Below are 20549 nucleotides of genomic sequence, written 5' to 3' on the forward strand. Positions count from 1 at the left end.
GGAGGAAAACAAAAAAGCCCAGCGTGTTGGGCTGGGCTTGTAAGAAACTGAAGAAACTAAAAACACCTTATTACGAATTAATAGCCAGGCATAGTTTGCTAATGCCATCGAGTATTCGGGTGCTGTAGCGATGCAGCAAATCGGCGTCGATGGCGCGGATCGCCTTATTTTGTACCGCCGGGATCATGCCCCATTGTTGCCACTGCTGGGTCTGTTCGGCGGCATTTTTTTCACTGCTTAAAACAATAATATCCGGCTTCGCCAGAGCAACATTTTCGACGCTGATCTGCGGATAGTCGGTGCTGTTATCGGCAAACACATTCTCGCCGCCACACAGGGTAATCGCCTTGCCAATCAAGGTGTTGTTATTGACCGTCATCATGGGCGCCGACCAAAGTTGATAAAACACCTTGGGCTTTTGCCCCTCACTGCGCCGATAATCTTGTTGCAAGCGCTGATAACCTTGCTCAAATTGTGCGGCCACCCGCTCGCTCTGGGCCACATTACCGGTGAGCTTTCCTAGTTGTCGCAACTCGGTGGCAATGTCCTCCACCCCTTGTATGTTACTGATATACAAGGGCACCCCTAAGCGCTCCAGGGTTTCCACATCGGCGGCCTTATTGCCGCCTTGCCACACCACTACCAAGGTGGGTTTTAATGCCAGTATTTTCTCTATTTGCACCCCGTAATAGCCGCCAACACGAGGCAAGGCCTTAGCTTGCTCCGGGTAGTCAGCATGATCGACGCTGGCCACTAGGTGCTCGCCGGCGCCTATGGCATAGAGGTTTTCCACTATATGGGGAGAGAGGGCGACAATACGCTGCTGTACCGCCGTAGGTTCTTCACTTGCAGCCGTACTTGCACTCGTACTTGCAGCCGCACTGGCAAAAAAGAACGCCGTAAAGATCACTAACCAGCGAGAGATGGCCATTAGTAATCAAACCCTGCGCGTGCCTTAATCCCGGCATCGAAGGCGTGTTTCACATTGCGCACCTCACTGACGGTATCGGCAAGCTCCACTAAACGACGGTGGGCACCGCGCCCGGTGACGATCACAGATTGCATTTTCGGTCGATTTGCCAGCGCCTCCAGTACCTCGTCTAAATCGATATAGTCATAGGTCAGCATATAGGTGAGCTCATCGAGCAGGACCAGATCTAGGCTCTCGTCGGCGAGAAATTGCTTGGCCTGTTGCCAGGTTGCCTGCGCCGCCTGAGTGTCGGCCTCACGGTTTTGCGTTTCCCAGGTAAAGCCGGTTTTCATTACCGCAAAAGGCACACCCACCTGCTCCAGCAGGTTGCGCTCGCCACACTCCCAAAGACCCTTAATAAACTGTACTACCGCCGCTTTTTGCCCATGACCGACACAGCGTGCCACGGTACCAAAGCCGGAGGTCGACTTGCCTTTGCCATTGCCGGTGATCACCTGCAATATGCCCTGCTCCGTCTGCGCCTGCTCAATACGCTTATCCACTTCGGCCTTTACTTTTTGTTGGCGCTTTTGATGCTGCGCATTTTTATCCGTCATGCCACGACTCCATGAACTAAATTAGATTACTGATATCAAGGTGCGATTATCACACCCCGACAGGGGCTCGTTTTATTGTTTATGCCTGTCGGCTCTATACCGCACCCATTATACCCATTCACAACGCACATTTTTACTTGCGAGAATACTGACAATATTGCAATGACCAAGATGCCCAACTTATCTCCCGTCGCCAATATAAGAACGTCGAGCATCAAAGTTGAGAGAACTAAGTCTTTATTATTAAGTGAAATATTTCATCTGATTACAAATAGTGGCAATCCCACAACTCGCGACTAGGCTTGACTAAAGGGCAATAAACGGAACCTTGTCATGCACGCCTATAAAGATCAACAATCCATAGCCAATTGCAACCAAACTCACCTTTGTGACGGCAGCGTTGCCGGCTTGTTTGCCCACCAGCAACAACGTAGTTTACTAAAGCAACAGCTCAGCACCCAAGTTTTACCAACACTTACAAAAAAAGAACTCCAAACACTTAACGCCGGCACCGCTGCCACCATTTTGCAAGCACATAAACCAAGCCGCGAGCTGGTTACCCCGCTTTTTAATTCGCTTTTTACGGCCTATAACGCCGTTTATCAACACGCCGATATTGCTAAAGCCGAACGCAGCCAACAGTTTATCAGTAAACACGGCCTGGTAATGGCACCGGATCACTGTATTCACACCATTAAAGATGGTTTACGGGTGAGCGCCTATATGCGCGCCATAGACAAGGCTATCACCGCCTTATTTGGTGGCGGCCAGGAAAAAATCTTTATCGCCTATCCCGCCTGCGGCCCCTTTGCTCCTTTATTGTTGCCACTGTTGAGTTACTATCAACGCCAGGGCATAAGCGGCGAGCGGTTGCGCATCACCCTTATCGATATTCAACCCGGGGCCATCGCCTCACTGCATAAGCTGATCACCGAGTTGGGGCTGCAAGAATACATACAGCAAATGTATTGTGGTGATGCCTGTGCTTATAACGCCCCTATGCTCTTCGATCTGGTCATTGTCGAGGCCATGCAACATGGCTTTAGTCGGGAAGGACACTTCGCCATTGCCCATCATTTTGCTCAGCAGTTAAGTAACAATGGTTACCTTATTCCGCAGCAGGTCGATGTTCACGCCATGCTCAATATAGCCCAGCTTGAGTATGTGGAGCAGTGGCGCAATGAGGGTCTCAGTGCCCAACAACTCAGTGAAAAATTAAGGGCCATTAGCCAACAACGCACCGAGCTCGGCGTGGTCATGTCGATCACGGCACAAAGCCTCAGGGCCATAGCTCCTAGCCAGATTGAACAACAAGCACTGCTTGGTGCCGCTACCTTGGTTCTGCCTCAGCTCGCCGAGCATGCCAATAAACAAACCCTGAGTCTGTACACCCAGATCAGCTTGTTCGCCGATGAGCGACTCGGGTTGTATGACTCGGGGATCACCCATCCGCTTCCAGATCTCAGTGTCTGCATCAACTTTATCCCAAGCGACCCGCAAGCGGATGACACCTTGGCAAATTCTGGCGACACCCTGAAGTTTTACTACAGTTTAAGCGGTCTTCCCGGCTTTTTGGTCATTAAGGAATAGGTAATGAAGGAACAACCTAGGACTCTTGTGTATGCCAGCAGCCTGTTTGCCTGGCCCTGTATTGAGGCGCTATTTGCCACTGAGCAGCTTGTCGGGGTGATCACCCCGGACCCGCAAACATTGGGGCACAGACAAGAGCCCTTGCTGCAGCTGTTGAATCAACTGCAAGCCAATGGCATTCCCTTTGAAGTGGTGTGCAAGGAGAAGCTGCATTTAATTCCCAGCCACTTACCGCACTTTAACGCCGATCTTGCCCTGTGCCTGGGCTTTAGTCATTTATTACCGCAACCGGTACTCGAACACTACAGGTTAGGAATTTATAACTGCCATGCCTCTCCATTGCCCGCTTACGGGGGAAAGGACCCCATCTATTGGCAACTGCGCAACCAAGAAACATACAGTGCCCTGACCTGGCATGCCATGAATGAGCACCTCGATAGTGGCGACATTCTGCTGCAGCTGCCGCTGCCCCTTGGCGGTCAAGATACTTATGCCAGTTTGGTTCAGCGCTTCGCTTATCTGGCTCTTAGCAGCCTGGAACAGCTTTTTCACCAGCTCACAACCGCTACAGTCGCACCGCCGCCAAAGGGACAAAAAGCAGACCAAACAAGTGCTGCGCCGGAATTTATCATACTGGATTTTAATGCCCTCACCGGGGCGCAAATTGAGGCGCTCACACGCGCTCATAACGGTCACTATGGCCGGGTGCTGCTCAATATTAAAGGTATGGCGGTTGAGCTTATTCAAGTCAGCCTGGCCGATTACCCGGGCTATGGCACGGCACCGGGCACCATAGTGATGATTTCCTCGACGCAGGGGCTGGTCGTCAATACGCAGGATGGTTGTATTCGCCTGGATATTGTCGCCTGCGAATTAGGCGTTATGAGCGCCGAACGTTTAGCACAATTAATTTACCTCGATGCCGGTGAGCAGCTGCAACGCCCACCGCACCCATTACAACAGCAAGTATAAGGACAACTACATGGACCCCTTTATCGCTCAAATTCAGCCCTTTGGTTTTAACTTTGCACCAAGAAACTGGGCCACCTGTGATGGGCAATTGCTGCCTATCACCGAGTACACTGCGCTCTTCTCGTTAGTAGGCACCAACTTTGGCGGTGACGGTCGCACCAACTTTGCGCTGCCCGATTTGCGTGGCAGAACAGCGGTGAGCCAAGGCTCAGGACCGGGCCTTACGCCTTGGACCATGGGCCAAAAACGCGGTGCGGAAACACATATCTTATCGGTGAACGAGCTTCCAGCTCATACCGCCGAGGCTAACCTTAACGGCGTAACGGGAACCCTGAGCGCCACCACGGATGGCGGCACCACGGAAACGCCGCAAGCTGGCTATGTACTTGCAACGACCGTAGCCGGCGATAGCCGCAGTGATACCCCGGAAAAAATCTATGCCCCCAGCAACAGCGCCACCGAGGTCGCACTAGGGGGTGTCACCCTCAGCGGCACCGCCCCGGTACAGAGCCCGGGCAATAGCCAGGCCTTTAATATCAGCCAGCCTAGCCTGGGGGTTAATTACTCCATGGCGTTAGAGGGCATTTATCCATCCAGAAGCTAGACTGTTTTATCAACAGGAAGTAACTCGGTGGCGTCAAAAGGCGCCACCCTTTTGCGTTTATAAAGGTAGGAACAACAACAATGACGCAGTATCATTTTATTTCAGGCTTGCCCCGCTCTGGCTCCACACTGTTGGCCGGTTTATTAAGACAAAACCCCGCCTATCATGCCGCCATGAGTAGCCCTGTGGCCCCACTGATGGCCGGGTGTTTAGAGCAAATCGGTGCCGGCAGTGAGTTCGCCCCTTTTTTTAGCGAGCAAAAGCGCCGCGCCCTGTGCCAAAGCCTGGTGAATAGTTACTACAGCGAACACGCCGATAAGCAGGTGATCTTCGATACCAATCGTATCTGGACGGCACGTATGCATCAGCTGGTAGAGCTGTTTGACGATTTTAAGGTGATCTGCTGTGTTCGCAACCCTGCCTGGGTGATGGACAGCTTTGAGTGCATCTATCGTAAAAACCCCTTTGACTACAGTCGCATGTATTCCCCGCAAAGCCGGCAAACCGTATATACCCGCTGCGAGTCCATGGCCCATCATCAGGGGGTGTTCGGCAGTGCCTGGACGGCCTTGAAAGAAGCCTACTATGGCGAATATTCGCAGCGCTTATTGCTAGTGGATTACGACTTACTTACCCAGCATCCGGCGCGCACCATGGAGCTGCTCTACCAGTTTTTAGACTTGCCTACGTTCGACCACGACTTTAATCATGTGGAATATGAAGAAGGTGAATTCGATAGCAATATTGGCGTCAAAGGCCTGCATACGGTCAAAAAAGAAGTCAAATTCACCCCAAGGCGCAGCATTTTGCCACCCGAGTTATTCAACAAATACAGTGACATGGCATTTTGGCAAGACACATCGGGCACACAAGCCAGCCTGATCTGCGCCACAGCGCCTCAAGGAGATACCTATGCATCATTTTAAACTCAATAAGGCCGCCGCCTTGCTGATGCCCTTGGGCCTGAGCGCACTCCCCACCTTAGCCGGGGCCTACGGCGGTTATATTCGTACGCAACAACAGCGGCACACGCCACTGGCATCACACACGCTGGGCCAGGAGAGGCACAGGGCTTTTAATGCCAGCAAGATGCCAAGCAACAAAAAGCCGCTGTCACCGGCAGATTTAAGCCTGATGCAAGGCACAAAAACCGCCTCCCCCACTGCCCTGCCAAACCACTCTGGAATCGAGTTAAAAGCAGGACAGCTCAGCCAGGAAGTAATGATCATAGATGCCTCACTGCCTGATAAGTCCACCTTTTACAAGGCCCTAAAACCGGGCATAGAGGTGATAGAAATTGATGATCAGACGCCGATATTTGCCCAGCTTAATAGCAAGCTGGCTGCCTATAAAAGCCTCGATGCCTTACATTGGGTAAGCCATGGCTCACAGGGAAAAATTCATGTTGGCCAACAACAAATCAGTGCCGCCAGCCTCAATGATTATGTGGCCGATATCAAACGCCTAGGTACTAAACTGAGCGCCGGCGCCGACATTCGTTTTTATAACTGTAATCTGGCCCAAGGCGAACAAGGTATTGAGTTTATAGAACTCCTCAGCGCCCATACCGGTGCCGACATCGCAGCATCAAATGACCTAACCGGAGCCAGCGATAAGGGTGGCGACTGGCAGTTGGAAATCGTTCAGGGCGATATCGACAGCGAATCGCCGTTTGATGCCCTGACTCTGCAGGATTTTAGTGATGTGCTGGCAACCTATGTTGCCGATGACTTTTGCCCCGATGAGCTACCAACCAATGGGGAATGCGGCACAACAGAAACCTCAGCCAATGGTAACTTAGTAGCAAGCGGGCCAAGCGGTACTTATATTCATCAATACAGCACGACCCAGTCTCTTTATACGTTAAGCTATCCTGCTCCCCCTACGGCTACAGGGCACATAGAGTTTACAAAATCAGCTAGTTACACAAATTTTAATCTAAATTCCCTAAAGTTAGATGTTTATAACTCTTGCCGTATTGAAGTGACAAATAACTCAGGTAGTACTATTTACGCCAGCACGGAATTCACTACCGGGCAACACACCCTCAATTTGGGAGGAAATACTACAAACATCTCCTCATTTAGAGTAACCGGAACTAACTGCGTACCTAACTCAACTTCTTTTGGCGTAATAGAATTCAATACCACGCCTTACAATAGCGCGCCAAGCATCGCCAACCTAAATGGCGATAGCCTCAATACTTACCCCGGCAGTGCGACACTCCTAGACCAGGGCAGCAATGCTACGGTCAGCGACGCTGACAGCTCGGATTTTAGTGGCGGTAACCTCAGTGCCACAATTACCTCAGGAGAAGATGCCGCCGAGGATCTGCTCAGTGTCGATACCTCGGGCGCAGTATCCCTGTCGGGCCCCACGGCCGGCAGTAATCTGTCGGTGTCGGGGACAGTGATCGGCACGCTCGCGAATAATATCGCCGCCGGCAACGACTTTACCGCCAACTTCAACGCCAACGCCACCCCTGCCAGAGTACAAACCCTGTTACGGGCCCTCAACTATGAAAATACCGACTCAGTCAGCCCCACCACGGGAGCTCGAAATGTACGTGTGACGATCAACGACGGCGATGGTGGCACCTCGGCGAACCAGGATATAACCGTCACCGTGTTAGCGGCTAACAGCGATGGTAATTTAAGCGCCGCGGATGGCGTAATTGAACCGGTCGCTCTGTCCACCACGGTCGATACCAGCGGCGAAGCGGTTAACCTCTTCGATTTCACCTTAAGCGATGGCGGCGGTGGCGATAATCTGGCCATGGCTGTGTCGGCTATCCGGGTGCAGGTCGCTGGCACCTCCAGCGACCCTGAACGTGATAAAGTGACCTGGCGATTAAGTGGGCCTGACGCGAATAACGTCACAGGTGTGTACAATGCCCTCGCTGACGTGATCACATTTTCCGGGTTGAATATATCAATTGCCGATGGCGACAATGAAACCTACACCATCAACGGTTATTTCAATAACAATACGAACCTGACTGAAAAACATGCCTACCTGCTGAGCATTGATGGCGATACCGATGTCACCTTAGGTGCAGGTACACGCATGGGGGCCACCAGCCTAATCAACAATGGTACCGGGTCACCCATAGAGGTCTTGGCCACCCAGCTGCGCTTTAGCACTCAGCCGGCGGGCAGTGTCTCGGGCAGTGCGCTTATGACACAGCCCGTTGTGACAGCCTCCGACGCATTTGGCAATACGGATACCGACTTTAGTGAAACCATTACCCTGAGCGAAGGCTCGGCCGGTGTGCTCACTAACGCCAGCGCCAGCGCCAGCAGTGGTATCGCCACCTTCAGCGGCCTGACCTATACCGCCACCGCCGACCAACAAGCCTTTACGTTAACGGCCAATGACCAAGACGGCGTTGGCAGTGACCTACCCAGTGTCAACGCCAATGCCGTTATTGCCGATGTGGTGGCCACTAAACTGGTGTTTAGCACCGAGCCCGCCCCCACCTCGATACCCGCATGGCAAAGCACCAGCTTTACCACTGTGCCCGTAGTCCAGGCGGTGGATGCAATTAACGTGGTGGATCAGGGCTATAGCACCAGTATCACGCTCGCCGAGGTCAATGGCCCAGGCACCGCCATAATGACGGCAACTGGCGACATTGATGGTAATGCCAGCACGGTTTCCATCACCCCGAGCTCAGGGTCGGCCACCTTCACCAACTTGCAATTAACCTACAGCCCCGCCGGAGCGGATTCGGAAGTCTTTAACCTGCAGGCTTCATCGGGCGGCTTGGCCACTGCCAACAGCACCGCGCTCACCGCCTTGGATACCATACCGCCGCGAGTCACCGGTATTACACTGGTTGGTACTCCCCCGGCTAATGCCACGCAAATCAGCTACCTAGTAAGCTTTGACAGTCAAGTCCAAAATATTTCCAGCGATGATTTCGCCCTGACCACCCTCAGTGGCGATGCCAGCGGCACCCTAGCCATGGTGTCGGCATCCAGTGGCAGCAGCGTTACGGTTACGGTCAACAATATGGCGGGCAGTGGCACTTACGCTTGGACCTGAAGGCGAATACGGATATTACCGACGCCCTGGGCAATGGGAATGGCAACAACGGTTATACCCCGGCCTTTACCGGGGGCGAGACGTATCAGCTTGATTTAGCAGGGCCCGTCATCAATACCCTGAGTATCGCCGATACGGCGCATAAGGTCGGTGATACGGTCAGTGTCAGTATTAACGCCTCCGAACCGGGCGCCAGCCTGGTTTTGGGTACGGTGAACGGCTATGCCTTAAACGGCTTTAGCGATTTAGGCGGTGGTAACTACAGTGCCGAGTTTACTATTGATGATGGCGGCCAGAATATTGCCGCAAGCGCCGATGTGCCGGTGAACCTAGTGCTGGCCGATGGCTTAAATAACCAAAGCAGCTATACCACGCCCATCAGCCAGGCGAACGATGCCATTTATGCCAACCTACCAGCCATTAGCCTAAGCAGTGACACCAGCAGCATAGACGAAGCCGGCGGCTCGGCGCAGCTCACCGCCAGCATAGGTAATAGCCTGAATAATCAATGGCCGGAAAATATCCTCGTCACCTTAAGTTACAGCGGCACCGCCGCGGTGGACACGGATTACAGTCGCTCGCCGAGTATTACCATTGGCGCTTTAACAAGCTCGGCGGGCATAGCCATTACCGCCATTGATGACGCTCTTACCGAAGACGAAGAAACCATTATTGTCGATATCACTTCCCTCAGTGGCGGGGCTATCGAGGACGCAACGCAACAAGTCATTATTAGCATCAAGGATGATGAGAACCTGGCACCTGTTATCAATACCACCAGCCTGAGCACAGAGGAAGATACGACGCTCACGGCCGAGCTGGATATTAGTGACGAAACCCCGCAAGCCGTGGAATTAAGCGTCAGTGTCGAGCCGGCACATGGTCAGGTCACTATAAACGGCATCACACTGAGCTATACGCCGGATGCCAATTTTAATGGCCAGGACAGTGTCACTCTGATCGCCAGTGACGGTAGCCTGCAAAGCCAGCCAACCAGCATAATGATCACAGTCACCGGCGAAAACGATGCGCCCGTGGCGGAAGATGATGTTATTACCTTGGCCCGTGCCGACTCGGGGAGCTATTTCCTCGACGTTCTAGCCAATGACAGCGACCCGGATGCCGACGATCAACTGACCATCACCTCCGCTAACGCCGAGCTAGGCGGGGTCAGCATCAATGATAATGGTCTGATGTATACCCCCATAGCCGGGCTTAATGAAACCGTGGCACTAAACTATCGCGTGGTCGACAAAGCCGGAGCGGCAGACAGTGCCACGGTGCGTTTTACCCTCTCGGGAGAGCTTCCCGCGGATACGCCGCAACTGACGGTGCCTGCCGATGTGGAAGCAAATGCTACGGGGCTCTATACCAAGGTGAATTTAGGTATCGCCACGGCACAAGACAACACGGGGCAGTCAATTCCGGTCCAGCTGCTTGATAACCCTGTGTACTTCACCTCGGGTGAGCACAAGGTCTATTGGCAAGCCACGGATGATGAGGGCCGCAGCACACTTGCAGCCCAGCATGTCCGCGTCCATCCGCAGATCAGTTTCGCTGCCGACAGTACTGCCAGTGAAGGCGGCAGTCATAAGGTTCATGCCTACCTGAGCGGCTCTGCGCCCAGTTACCCCTTGGTGGTGCCCTACAGTGTCGGCGGTAGCAGTGACAACAGCGACCACTCCCTGGTCGACGGCGAGCTGGTATTTCATTCCGAGCACAGTACCCTGAGCATGGATATTTACGATGACAACTTGGATGAAGGCGATGAAACCATACTTATCACCCTCTCGGAGCAAAGTAACCTTGGCGAGCGCGGTGAACACAAGGTCACCATCAGCGAAGCCAATCTTGCCCCCGGGGTTAGCATTAAGGCACAGCAAGGACAGCAAGCCCGCACCTTGTATCGCCTGGATGAGGACATTCGGTTACATGCCCAGGTGACGGATGCCAATCATGGCGATAGCCACACCTACTCCTGGCAACTGGAGCCGGCCCTGACTCTCAGCGATGCCCACAGTGCCGATGCGACCCTGGCCGCCGACACCCTTGTCGAGGGGGTGTATAAGGTCACAGTGACGGTCAGTGACAATGGCACTCCGGCATTGAGCACCACAGTACAGGGGCAATTGGATATTCGCGCCACCTTGCCGCCGCTAGATAACGGCGACAGCGACGGTGACTTACTGCCGGATCAGGAGGAAGGTTTTATCGATCAGGATGGCGATGGCGTCAGCGACCACCTGGATGCCTTGCGTCCATGCCACCTAATGGCGGCGGTGGCGGGTCAGGAGCAAGACTTTATCCTCGCCAGTGAGCCGGGAACCTGCCTGCACAGCAGTCCCTATGCCGACAGTGCCCAGGCCGGTGCTCAGTTAAACCCAGAAGCTCTCAGCCCGGACCCAGACAAGCGCCATGTCGGCACCCTCTATGGCGTGGTGGTGTCGGCATTAGCGACTCAGGGCAGCAGCGTCAATCTCGTGTTGCCCCAGCATCAGCCGCTGCCGGGCAATGCCCAGTACCGCAAGTTCGTTTCCTCACAATGGCAGGACTTACATCTCGATGAGGGTAATGCGGTGGCCTCGGCCTTAGGAAGCCGCGGCTATTGTCCGGCGCCGGGCAGCAAGCAATGGCAAAGCGGACTGAATATTGGTCACTGGTGCGTGCAACTCACTCTTGAAGATGGGGGCGCCAACGACGGTGACGGCATGGTTAACGGCTATATAGACGACCCCGGAGTGATAGCCCTGAGCGTGTCGGGCAACCAGGCGCCGATAGCCAATGATGATGTATATCGGGTGCCAAAAAACAGCGATACTTCATTGGATGTACTGAGTAACGACACCGATGCCGATGGCGACGAGCTGCAACTACTCAATGTGGAAAGCACTCTGGGTCAGGCGGAAATCCTCGATAATCAAATACTCTATCGCACCCCGAGTCAGTACCTGGGCATGGATACCCTGCTCTACAGCATTGCAGACAGCCAAGGCAATACACACAGTGCCAAGGTGCAGGTGAACATAGCCGCCAATCAGGCGCCAATTGCCAATGATGACGAGGCCGAAACCTGGTATCGCACCAAGGTCACCCTGAATGTGCTTAGCAACGACAGCGATCCTGAGGGACGTGCCATTAGAGTGGTCGAGGCCAGCAGTGCACAGGGAGAGGTGACTATTAACGCCGACTACAGCCTGAACTTTACGCCTATGGATGAGTTTCGCGGCACCGCCACCATCGAGTATGTGATTGCCGATGAGTTTGGTGCCCAGGCGACGGCCAAGGTGACGGTGAAGGTGGTTGAGCCACCTAAGCGTAAGATCAGCAGTGGCGTGCTCAACATGTATTGGCTGCTGTTACTGGCAGGATTCGTGACCATTCGTCGCCGCGCCAAGCGCAACTGAGCCCGAGAGCCCCGCTTGGTTGCGGGGCTCTTATTTCTCTATTGGTGTTGACGCTGCTGTGTGTATAACAAAGCAAAGAAAAAGGCGCTGCCAAGAGATGCAGTGATCACCCCTATGGGCAACTCCTGATTGGTCAAGGTGGTCCGAGCCAAGACATCCACCCAGAGCATAAACAGGCCACCGCAAATAAAGCTCAGCGGATAGACTTGGGTGCTGCTAAAACGCCCACTGAGGCGCACCAAATGAGGGATCATCAAACCGACAAAGCCTATGCCGCCACACACGCTCACCAATACTGCGGTGATCAAAGCACTGAGCAGCAACATAATAATACGTAGCATGGGCACATTCACCCCCAGGGTATGAGCACTTTCATCGCCCAACAAGAGGGCGTTTAGGGCGCGGCGCAGCACCACCACCAGTGCCAGCACAATCAGTAACAACAAGGCGATGGGCAACAGCATGGCGAGATTGGCGCGAGCAAAACTGCCCAGGGTCCAAAACACCACGGCGCTGATCGCCTGGGGTTCGCTAAAATACAGCAATAAACTGGTGAGGGCGCTAAAACCGAAAGACAGAGCCACACCGCACAGCACCATGATGGAATTTTGCATATAGCGCAGCGATAAAGCCACGGATAGCAACAAGGCGGTGGCCAGCATGGCACCGATAAAGGCGCTGAGGGTCAACATAATACCGGCACTGATGCCAAGCAAAGTCATAGCCACCACCACGCCCAGCGCAGCCCCGGAGGAGATGCCAAACAAATAAGGATCGGCCAAGGGGTTGCGGGTCACGGTTTGCAGCATGGCGCCGGCTAAAGCCAACCCGGCCCCGGCCATAAAGGCCAAGGCCACGCGCGGTACCCTGAGCTGCCAGATAATCTGTTGCCACAGGGGGTCGCCCTCGCCGCCAAGCACAGCCAGTAACTGCGACCAGCTTAAATTAACCGCCCCCAGTTTTAGCGCCCATAAGGCGCTCAGCGGCACGATCACAACAAGCGCGACAATGGCGATTTTACGCTGATTTATCATGACTTTTGGCTCCTATCAGCGTAGAAATAGTGCACCAGGGGCCAATGCTCTGGGTTTTGCGGATGAACGCCAACCTGAGTACAGACGCCAAACACCTCACTCAGTAAGGACTCGGTGATCACCGCTTTGGGGGTGCCATTGGCAACCAGTTTACCGCCATCGAGTACCAGTAGCTTGTCGCACATGGCTGCCGCAAGATTTAAATCATGAAATGAAGCCAGTACAGTGAGGTTTAGCGAGCGCACCAACTCCATGAGTTCGATTTGATATTTTATGTCTAAATGACTGGTGGGTTCGTCCATAATCAATAACTTAGGTCTCTGTACCAGAGCCCGGGCAATGTGTACCCGCTGCTGCTCACCACCTGAGAGTTGCGCCAGTTGCTTATGCTGCTGCGCCGCCAAGCCGACATCGGCAATGGCTTGCTGTACCCGCGCCAGCGCCTCGCTATCCGGCCTTTGCCACAGAGCCATGCCGGGCAACAAACCCAAGGCCACCACATCGACCACGGTCAAGGACATATCGCTCGGCGCCTGCTGCAATACCACGGCCATATCCTGAGCCAAGGCTCGCGGTGCCATGCCTTGAATGCAGCGACCATCAAGGCGTACGGCATTTACGGCGCTGGAATAATAGCGATAAATGCAGCGCAGCAAGCTTGACTTACCGGCGCCATTGGGGCCGAGCAGACCGATAAACTCGCCCTGCTGCAAGGAAAAACTGATGCCGTCGAGCACTTGTCGCTCCTGCAAACGACACTGCAACTGCTCCACGGTCAGTAAAGAATGATGAGACACAACACCCACTTAGATAAACTGGCAAGGCGCTATTATGAAAGCATTGCCAGCTAAAGTAAATTTTGTCTATCCAGACGTCTGTTCACTCGGCATATGCTGACGCTGCAACCACTTAAACAGCGCCCCTAAACCAACCAGAGCCAAGCCAAGACCGATAAAGGACAGCGCTCGCAATAACCCGGTTAAGTTGGCCATATCGACCAGGAACACCTTGGCGATCACCAAAGCCAATAAGGCCACACCGACACGCTGAATGAGCAGCTTGTTAAGCGTTAAGCTCACGGCGACTAAGGCGGCGCCAAGCAGTAACCAGATCACCGAATAGCTGTAGAGCTCCGCATCCTCCACGCCCATGGAAAGAGCAATAATGGGCCCCTGCCAATATTGCCGTACCAAAGCATTGATACCAACAAAGAGGTAAAAGCCCGTGGCACCAAAGAGCACACGGCTTAAGCTCGCCTGAGACTGGCGCAGTTGATAACCAAGCCAGGCGCCAATACCAGCCGGCGCAAAATAGTATAACCAGGCATAACTGCTCAGCAAGGACTCGCCCATGGGCACGCGGTCAAACCAGGGGTTGTACTCCAGCCATAGCTGACTTTGCAACAAGGCCGCAGCACCGAGCAGAAGATAAGCACCAATGGTATAGTACTGCGCCATAGTTTGCGCCGCTTTGGCACGATACAGATAAACGCAGCCAAGTAATCCCCAGTTAATGCTCAGCACCAGCTTTTCGAGCAGCGACAAGTCTTCCAAATGAATGGTATGACCCACCAGGGCATAGCTGGTCAGTGCGCTTACCCACAGTGCCAACACGTGTAAAATCACGCCCAGCAGCCAAGGTTTCAAACCTTCACTGGCAAAGAATCGATAACCTAGGGTAAAGAGTGCCGCAACGCTTGGATATAACCATAAAGAAGGCTCGCTCAGCCCATTGCCATAAGATGGGTCAATCCACAAGATGGTGAGGCGCCCCGCCACTACAGTAACCAAGGCCTTAAGCAACCAAGAAGGAATGGGCTGCGCAAAGCGCTTACTCAGATAAGTCATCAACACCACCTGAAGCGCCAGCGCCAAGGTCAGGGCATGAGTGCCCAACACCAAAGTCGCCGCAAAGGCTAGGTGAGCATTGATGGCACACCAGTAAATCATCTGCTGCACCTTGTTGCGGGTGCGATTGGCAAGAAAGACCAAGAAGGCGCCGGCCAGTAACAATTCAATTACCCAGAACCATTTAACATCATCCAGCCAGACTTGCGGTAAGGCCAGATAAGCCAATACCAGGGGCACCAGCACGGCGCCACCGGCTATAAAGCTAAAGCCCATATGCCGAGGGGAACGACTGGCAAACACAGAGCCGTAAACTAAAAACGCCACCATGGCAATTTGCGCCTGCCCCAGCGCTCCGTGGAACATCAAAAGGCCATCATGGTTTAAATCAACGTTCATCGGATAAGGCTGATCCAATAGCAGCGCCAGCAACACAGCACTGAGTATCGGCCACAGCTGCCAGCGGGTGTTAAGTAAGGCAGCAACCGCAAACAAGGCGCTCAGCAGCCAAAACTGCACGCTTAGCACGGCCATCTCCTGGCCGCTTGAGAAGAGCACAGTGGCGCCAAAGATCACCAACAGCAAGGCAAGATCCGGCTTTTGCAGCACCAGAGATTTAAACGACCAAACCCTGTGCTCAAGTTGCGAAAATGAGAAGCCCAAACGGGGGATCATAATCAAGAGCACCACGCTGATGGGCACGAAAACAACCATGGCCATGGCGTGTTCACGCGGGATGTCCACGGCAATAAGCAATAGCCATAACAGGTGCAGCGCCCAAATGCTGTACCACAACCACATGCGCCTGACCTTGCGCACCACAAAGGTTAAATTCAGAGTCAGCACGCTTAAGAAAATAACCAGTTCAAGGTAATTTGAGGAGCCGGTCGAGACCCACAGAGGCACGCTATAAGCGCCCAACATGCCGATAATAGCCAGCAGTGGGCCATAACGCAGCGCCGTCCAACTGGCCGCCACAGATACCAAGGTCAACATCACAAAGGCGCTGCCCGGGGACAGCAGTTTATAACTCACCAGCGCCAGGGCGGTCAGCGCAAATAAACTGATATAACCACCGGCCGCCAGCGCCGCCGGCACATAGGCAATCATGGCGTATTGTGCCTCGCTGTCACGATAGAATTTACGATGCACATATTCGGCACCAACCAATAGCAACAAGCCAAAGGCCGCACCTAGCACCAAACGTGCGGTGACCGACAAGAGCCCCGCCTCAAGAGAATAAGAAACAAAGAAAATGCCACCAAAGGCCAATGCCAGAGCGCCTATCCACACCATCCAGTGCTCTTTAAATTGAGCAGTAAAACGCTGCCATAAACCAGGCGTTGCCGGGTCTTTGGGCGGTAAAATGGAATCGTTTGCATCCTGATAGCTCGCTTCCTGCGGCTCCGATACTGGAGTAGTCACGGATGTAGCGGCAGGCTCAAGCGTGGGCGCCGCCGAAGGCTTTGCCATAGCCTTTGCAGGAGGCTTAGTGGTAATACTTGCCGTGCTCTGTGCCGTTTTTGCGGCAGCACTCTCAGCCGCACTTGCAGTCGCACTCACAGCCGAGTCTTTAGCCGCGGTAGCGGACTCGGGAGGTGTCTGGGGTGGTGTTTCCTTAGCGGCAGCTGCGCCCATAGCACCCGGGGCAGCCTTTAATTGCCGTTGTAAATGCGCCAGTTGACGCTTAAGCTCACCTATTTGTGTGAGCGCGACTAACCCGCACACACTGCCGATCACTACAACCAGCATTAGTAAGCCCATAAAAGCGATCATCGTATCCATGGCCTAACCTTAAGTTATTGACTCGTTTAACTATACTCACAAAAATGAAAAAGGAAAGTTCGCCGCGTCAGAGCGCATTAAAACCTGATTTTGACTACATTCTGCTCTTTACCCGAGTGGTTGCCTGCGCATTCGCAGGATCGTCGGGCCAAAAATGCTTCGGATAGCGTCCCTTCATTTCCTTTTGCACCTCACGATAACTGCCCTGCCAGAACTGCGCCAAATCCTGGGTTAATTGCAGTGGACGCTGTGCCGGCGACAGTAATTCCATAAGCATAGGCAGCTTGCCCTGCGCCAATTTCGGGCTCTCGGTAAGGCCATACACTTCCTGCATACGCACGCTCAGTTTAGCCGGGCCGTCAAGCTGATACTGGATGCGATGTGTCGACCCCGAAGGCACCACCAGCTTGCTCGGTAACTGCTGATCCAGTTGCTGTTGCGCCGGGTAATCCAGCAAACTTAGCAAGGCCGGACGGTAATCGAGTTGCTGTAATTGGGCCAATGACTGCACCTCACTCAGATAAGGCGCCAGCCACGTAGGCGCCGCCGCCAGCAAGCTCTGCTCGTCGCTGTAGGTAAAAGGTGCGCCCAGTAACTGGCCTGCCAACAATAAACGGGTTCGCAACTGTTGCGCCTGCGGATGCTTAAGCAGCGCCCACCCTTGTTTTTGCAACAACCCGAGCCAGGCTTGGCATTTCATTTGCGAGCTAATGGCTTGCGAGGAAGGCTGGCTGCGCAAAGTAATGGCGCCCAGTTTAAAGCGGGTTTCATTGGTGAACTGCGCTGTTTTGTCGTTAAACTCGCACACCTCTTGCTCGCTAAATAAATGCGGCAACTGCTCCTGTAATTGCTGGGGGCAAAAAGCGGTGGCAGAAAAGATCCGCTGGCCGCCTTGGCCACCCACCTCGGCAATGGCCAGGTAGTCTTCATCAAGCCAGTGCTCAGCGGATGCCTGCACTCCGGCGCCATTACTCATCAGCATGCCCTGCCCACGGCGCTTGGCCAGACGATCCGGGTAGGCCAGCGCCACTACCAGGGGCAATAAGGACATGGGCAAAGATTGGCTGGGCGCTAACTTGAGCCTTTGCTGCCAATACCTGAGCTGCTGGCGAAACGCCGGATGGGGGCGATGCAATTGCGCATTAAGCGCCGTGCTGAGCTCAGCGGCTGTGCTAATACGCGCTTCCATCAGGGCAACAAAATGGACCGCCAGCTGTAAAAAACCCGGCCACTGGCGTTCAAACTTCTCGGCCTTATACAAAAGATGGGCAAAGCGCAATTCGGTACCCATGGCGTGCATGATGTGGGCCTGAGGCGATAATTTATCGCCTTCCAGCACCTCAAGCATCTGTAATAACACCTGGGCCTGCTGTTGCTGCGCCTGGGTTGGCGGGTCCAGCAGCTGCAGCTCGTCAAGACTGGCCCCCCACAGCTTGGCCTCTAACAACAAGGGGCTGATATCACTGGTGAGCATCTCGGGGGCATCGTGACTGGCGCGGCGTTCAAGCTGCTCCCTGGCACCAAGGCGATAGACCACGCCAGGTTGCAAACGCCCGGCTCGTCCGGCTCTTTGGGTGGCGGAGGAACGCGAAATGTTCACGGTTTTAAGCTCGGTGACCCCGGTTTTTAAATTAAACTCGGCGGCGCGACGTTTACCGCTGTCCACCACCACGCGAATGCCATCTATGGTTAAACTGGTTTCCGCCACATTGGTGGTTAACACTACCTTGCGCTTACCCTCGGGTGCCGGGGCAATGGCCTCTTGCTGCGCCTGTTTATCCAGCTCACCATAGAGTTTATGCACCTCGATGTCGGCCGGTAAATCCGCCAGTTGCTCGCCCACGCGGTTGATCTCGCGCTGACCGGGCAAAAACACCAACACACTGCCTTCTTGTTCGCTCAGAGCCTTCTTCACCAAGGGCGCCATGGCCTCTAACCAGCGCTCGCTCTGCGCCAGGGGTTCATACACTTCCTCTATGGGATAACTGCGTCCCTCGGCAGACACCATGGGACAATCGAAAAACTGCTGATAACGCTCGCCATCCAAAGTAGCCGACATGATCAGAATTTTTAGGTCATCGCGCAGCAACTGGCTTTCCAAGGCAAAGGCCAGGGCCGTGTCGGCGGCCAGTGAGCGCTCATGGAATTCATCGAAGATCACCAGATCGACGCCGCTCAACTCGGGGTCGCTTTGCAGCATGCGCGTCAACACCCCTTCGGTGACGATCTCCAGCCGCGTGTCGGCACTCACCTTGGTTTCCTGACGCAAACGCAACCCCACGCTTTGCCCCACCCGCTCGTTTTGTTGCGATGCCAAAAACTGAGCGATGTTGCGCGCCGCTAAGCGCCGGGGCTCAAGCATAATAATGCGCTGAAAGTGGCCATCGCGCAGCAATTGCAGCGGCAGCCAGGTTGATTTACCGGCACCGGGAGGCGCTTGTAATAAACACAAGGGGTGGTTACTGAGTTGCTCTATAAGCTGAGGGTAGCTTTGTTGTATTGGTAGCACGGCGTTCACACGAAGCGATTCATGGTGGCTATTGTATGCCATTGTCCGCTCAGGATCAGCAGCTAGGGCTAATCCATGGCCACATCGTCGTCGAATACGACCCGGTTTTTACCACTGCTTTTGGCCAGATACAAACGCTTATCGGCAATATTGAGGCAATGATCTATGCTCTCACCAAACTGACGTTGGTGAGCACCTATGCTCAGGGTCATTTGCAAGCTATGGCCATCTGTGTGCAGAGCGTTATCCTGCAGATGTTGCATTATCTGCGTAGCAACCCGTTTGGCACTGCGCGCCGCGGTGTTATGCACCACCAGCAAAAACTCTTCACCGCCCCAACGAGCGACAATATCATCGGGCCCGGCATGGTCCTTTAAAGTCGCGGCGATAAAGCGCAGCACCTGATCGCCGACCTGATGACCATAGCCATCATTGATCTGCTTAAAATTATCGGCATCAAGCAACATATACACGGCACCGGCGCCGAAACCAGGCTGAATCAGACATTCCAGAGCATAACGGCGGTTGCTGAGCCCGGTCATGGCATCGGTGCGCGCCAGTTGCTCATTAATCTGCAACTGCTGCATTAACGCCCGGCTGTATTTATTGCGGTAATACTCATAAAAGCCAGCCAGCGCACAGAGAATGGCAAAGCACAGCATCACACGAGCGGGAAAATGGTAATTATCGTATTGATACAAGCCTAGGTTGGGCGTAAAGATAAACAACAGCAAAACCACCACGGCCAGTAAAATAAGGTCCACCGCCCCTTGCTTTAAACCACGAATGAAGAAGGTCACCGGCGAGACAATAAATAACCACAAGGGCCCGGTACCATGGCTGCCTCCGGATACCACCAGGTACGACATCAGCGCGTACAGGGAATACAACATAAGCACAGCAATAAAGGCATCATGCTTTGTTATCACAAAGGGCAAGGCAAACACCAGCACGGCGCTGGCCAACAGCAGGCTAAGCAACAGGTAGCCATCGAGGTAACTGTTGATGGCCATTATCAAGGAAGTACAGGCGCCGATCGCGGCAAATACACGTAAGAAATGGGCCTTATCGGCATCGGTGGCATTAAAAGTATCTTTCACTGATCCGCACTACTTATCCTTGTTATTCGATAACTTACTGTATCATAAAAATATTAATGCCCAAGTTCTGGGGTTGTTAAAAATTGTTCGGGGTTGATTGAACGCATAAAAAAAGGCGACCTCAGTCACC

13 protein-coding genes are annotated in these 20549 nt (G+C 53.7%); 6 read left to right on the forward strand and 7 right to left on the reverse strand.

Translation table 11 applies throughout. From position 1 onward, the window contains the following. Window positions 1-70: 70 nt before the first annotated feature. Entirely contained in the window at window positions 71-931 is an 861-nt protein-coding gene (locus tag C2M35_RS02160; RefSeq protein WP_105264499.1) for a cobalamin-binding protein, read from the reverse strand. Further along, a complete protein-coding gene (gene cobO / locus C2M35_RS02165) occupies window positions 931-1527 on the reverse strand; it encodes a cob(I)yrinic acid a,c-diamide adenosyltransferase (protein WP_105199726.1) in 597 nt (198 codons plus the stop codon). Before cobO ends, C2M35_RS02160 begins: the two co-directional genes overlap by 1 nt. Before the next feature lie 333 nt (window positions 1528-1860). Between cobO and C2M35_RS02170 the strand changes: the two genes are divergently transcribed. The 6 genes from C2M35_RS02170 to C2M35_RS02195 all read left to right on the forward strand — a co-directional run bounded on the left by C2M35_RS02170 (window position 1861) and on the right by C2M35_RS02195 (window position 12144). Next, on the forward strand, window positions 1861-3117 hold the full coding sequence (locus C2M35_RS02170) for a hypothetical protein (RefSeq protein ID WP_105264500.1): 1257 nt from the start codon (window positions 1861-1863) through the stop codon (window positions 3115-3117). A gap of 3 nt (window positions 3118-3120) precedes the next feature. Continuing rightward, the gene (locus C2M35_RS02175) at window positions 3121-4089 is read left to right on the forward strand and encodes a formyltransferase family protein (protein ID WP_105264501.1); all 969 of its coding nucleotides are present in this window, start codon (window positions 3121-3123) and stop codon (window positions 4087-4089) included. 10 nt (window positions 4090-4099) lie between these two features. Then, the gene (locus C2M35_RS02180; protein WP_105199723.1) at window positions 4100-4693 is read left to right on the forward strand and encodes a phage tail protein; all 594 of its coding nucleotides are present in this window, start codon (window positions 4100-4102) and stop codon (window positions 4691-4693) included. A gap of 80 nt (window positions 4694-4773) precedes the next feature. After that, entirely contained in the window at window positions 4774-5619 is an 846-nt protein-coding gene (locus C2M35_RS02185) for a sulfotransferase family protein (RefSeq protein ID WP_105213193.1), read from the forward strand. Then, window positions 5606-8740 (forward strand): DUF4347 domain-containing protein, encoded by a 3135-nt coding sequence (locus C2M35_RS02190; protein WP_105264502.1) that lies wholly within the window; start codon window positions 5606-5608, stop codon window positions 8738-8740. Before C2M35_RS02185 ends, C2M35_RS02190 begins: the two co-directional genes overlap by 14 nt. Then, a complete protein-coding gene (locus C2M35_RS02195; RefSeq protein WP_105264503.1) occupies window positions 8731-12144 on the forward strand; it encodes an Ig-like domain-containing protein in 3414 nt (1137 codons plus the stop codon). Before C2M35_RS02190 ends, C2M35_RS02195 begins: the two co-directional genes overlap by 10 nt. A gap of 38 nt (window positions 12145-12182) precedes the next feature. Here the strand turns inward: C2M35_RS02195 and C2M35_RS02200 are convergent, their stop codons facing one another. The 5 genes from C2M35_RS02200 to C2M35_RS02220 form a co-directional block, all read right to left on the reverse strand. Then, entirely contained in the window at window positions 12183-13178 is a 996-nt protein-coding gene (locus C2M35_RS02200; RefSeq protein WP_105264504.1) for a FecCD family ABC transporter permease, read from the reverse strand. After that, on the reverse strand, window positions 13175-13975 hold the full coding sequence (locus tag C2M35_RS02205) for an ABC transporter ATP-binding protein (RefSeq protein ID WP_234000011.1): 801 nt from the start codon (window positions 13973-13975) through the stop codon (window positions 13175-13177). The genes C2M35_RS02200 and C2M35_RS02205 overlap by 4 nt, the downstream gene beginning before the upstream one ends. Window positions 13976-14041: 66 nt before the next feature. Further along, on the reverse strand, window positions 14042-16810 hold the full coding sequence (locus C2M35_RS02210) for a DUF2339 domain-containing protein (RefSeq protein ID WP_105264506.1): 2769 nt from the start codon (window positions 16808-16810) through the stop codon (window positions 14042-14044). A gap of 94 nt (window positions 16811-16904) precedes the next feature. Next, complete coding sequence (gene hrpB / locus C2M35_RS02215) at window positions 16905-19319, reverse strand: ATP-dependent helicase HrpB (protein ID WP_105264548.1); 2415 nt, start codon at window positions 19317-19319, stop codon at window positions 16905-16907. A 68-nt stretch (window positions 19320-19387) separates the two neighbouring features. Beyond that, entirely contained in the window at window positions 19388-20419 is a 1032-nt protein-coding gene (locus C2M35_RS02220) for a GGDEF domain-containing protein (RefSeq protein ID WP_105264507.1), read from the reverse strand. Window positions 20420-20549 lie beyond the last annotated feature (130 nt).

It is taken from the genome of Pseudoalteromonas sp. T1lg76, from assembly GCF_002964725.1.
Classification (GTDB): Bacteria; Pseudomonadota; Gammaproteobacteria; order Enterobacterales; family Alteromonadaceae; genus Pseudoalteromonas.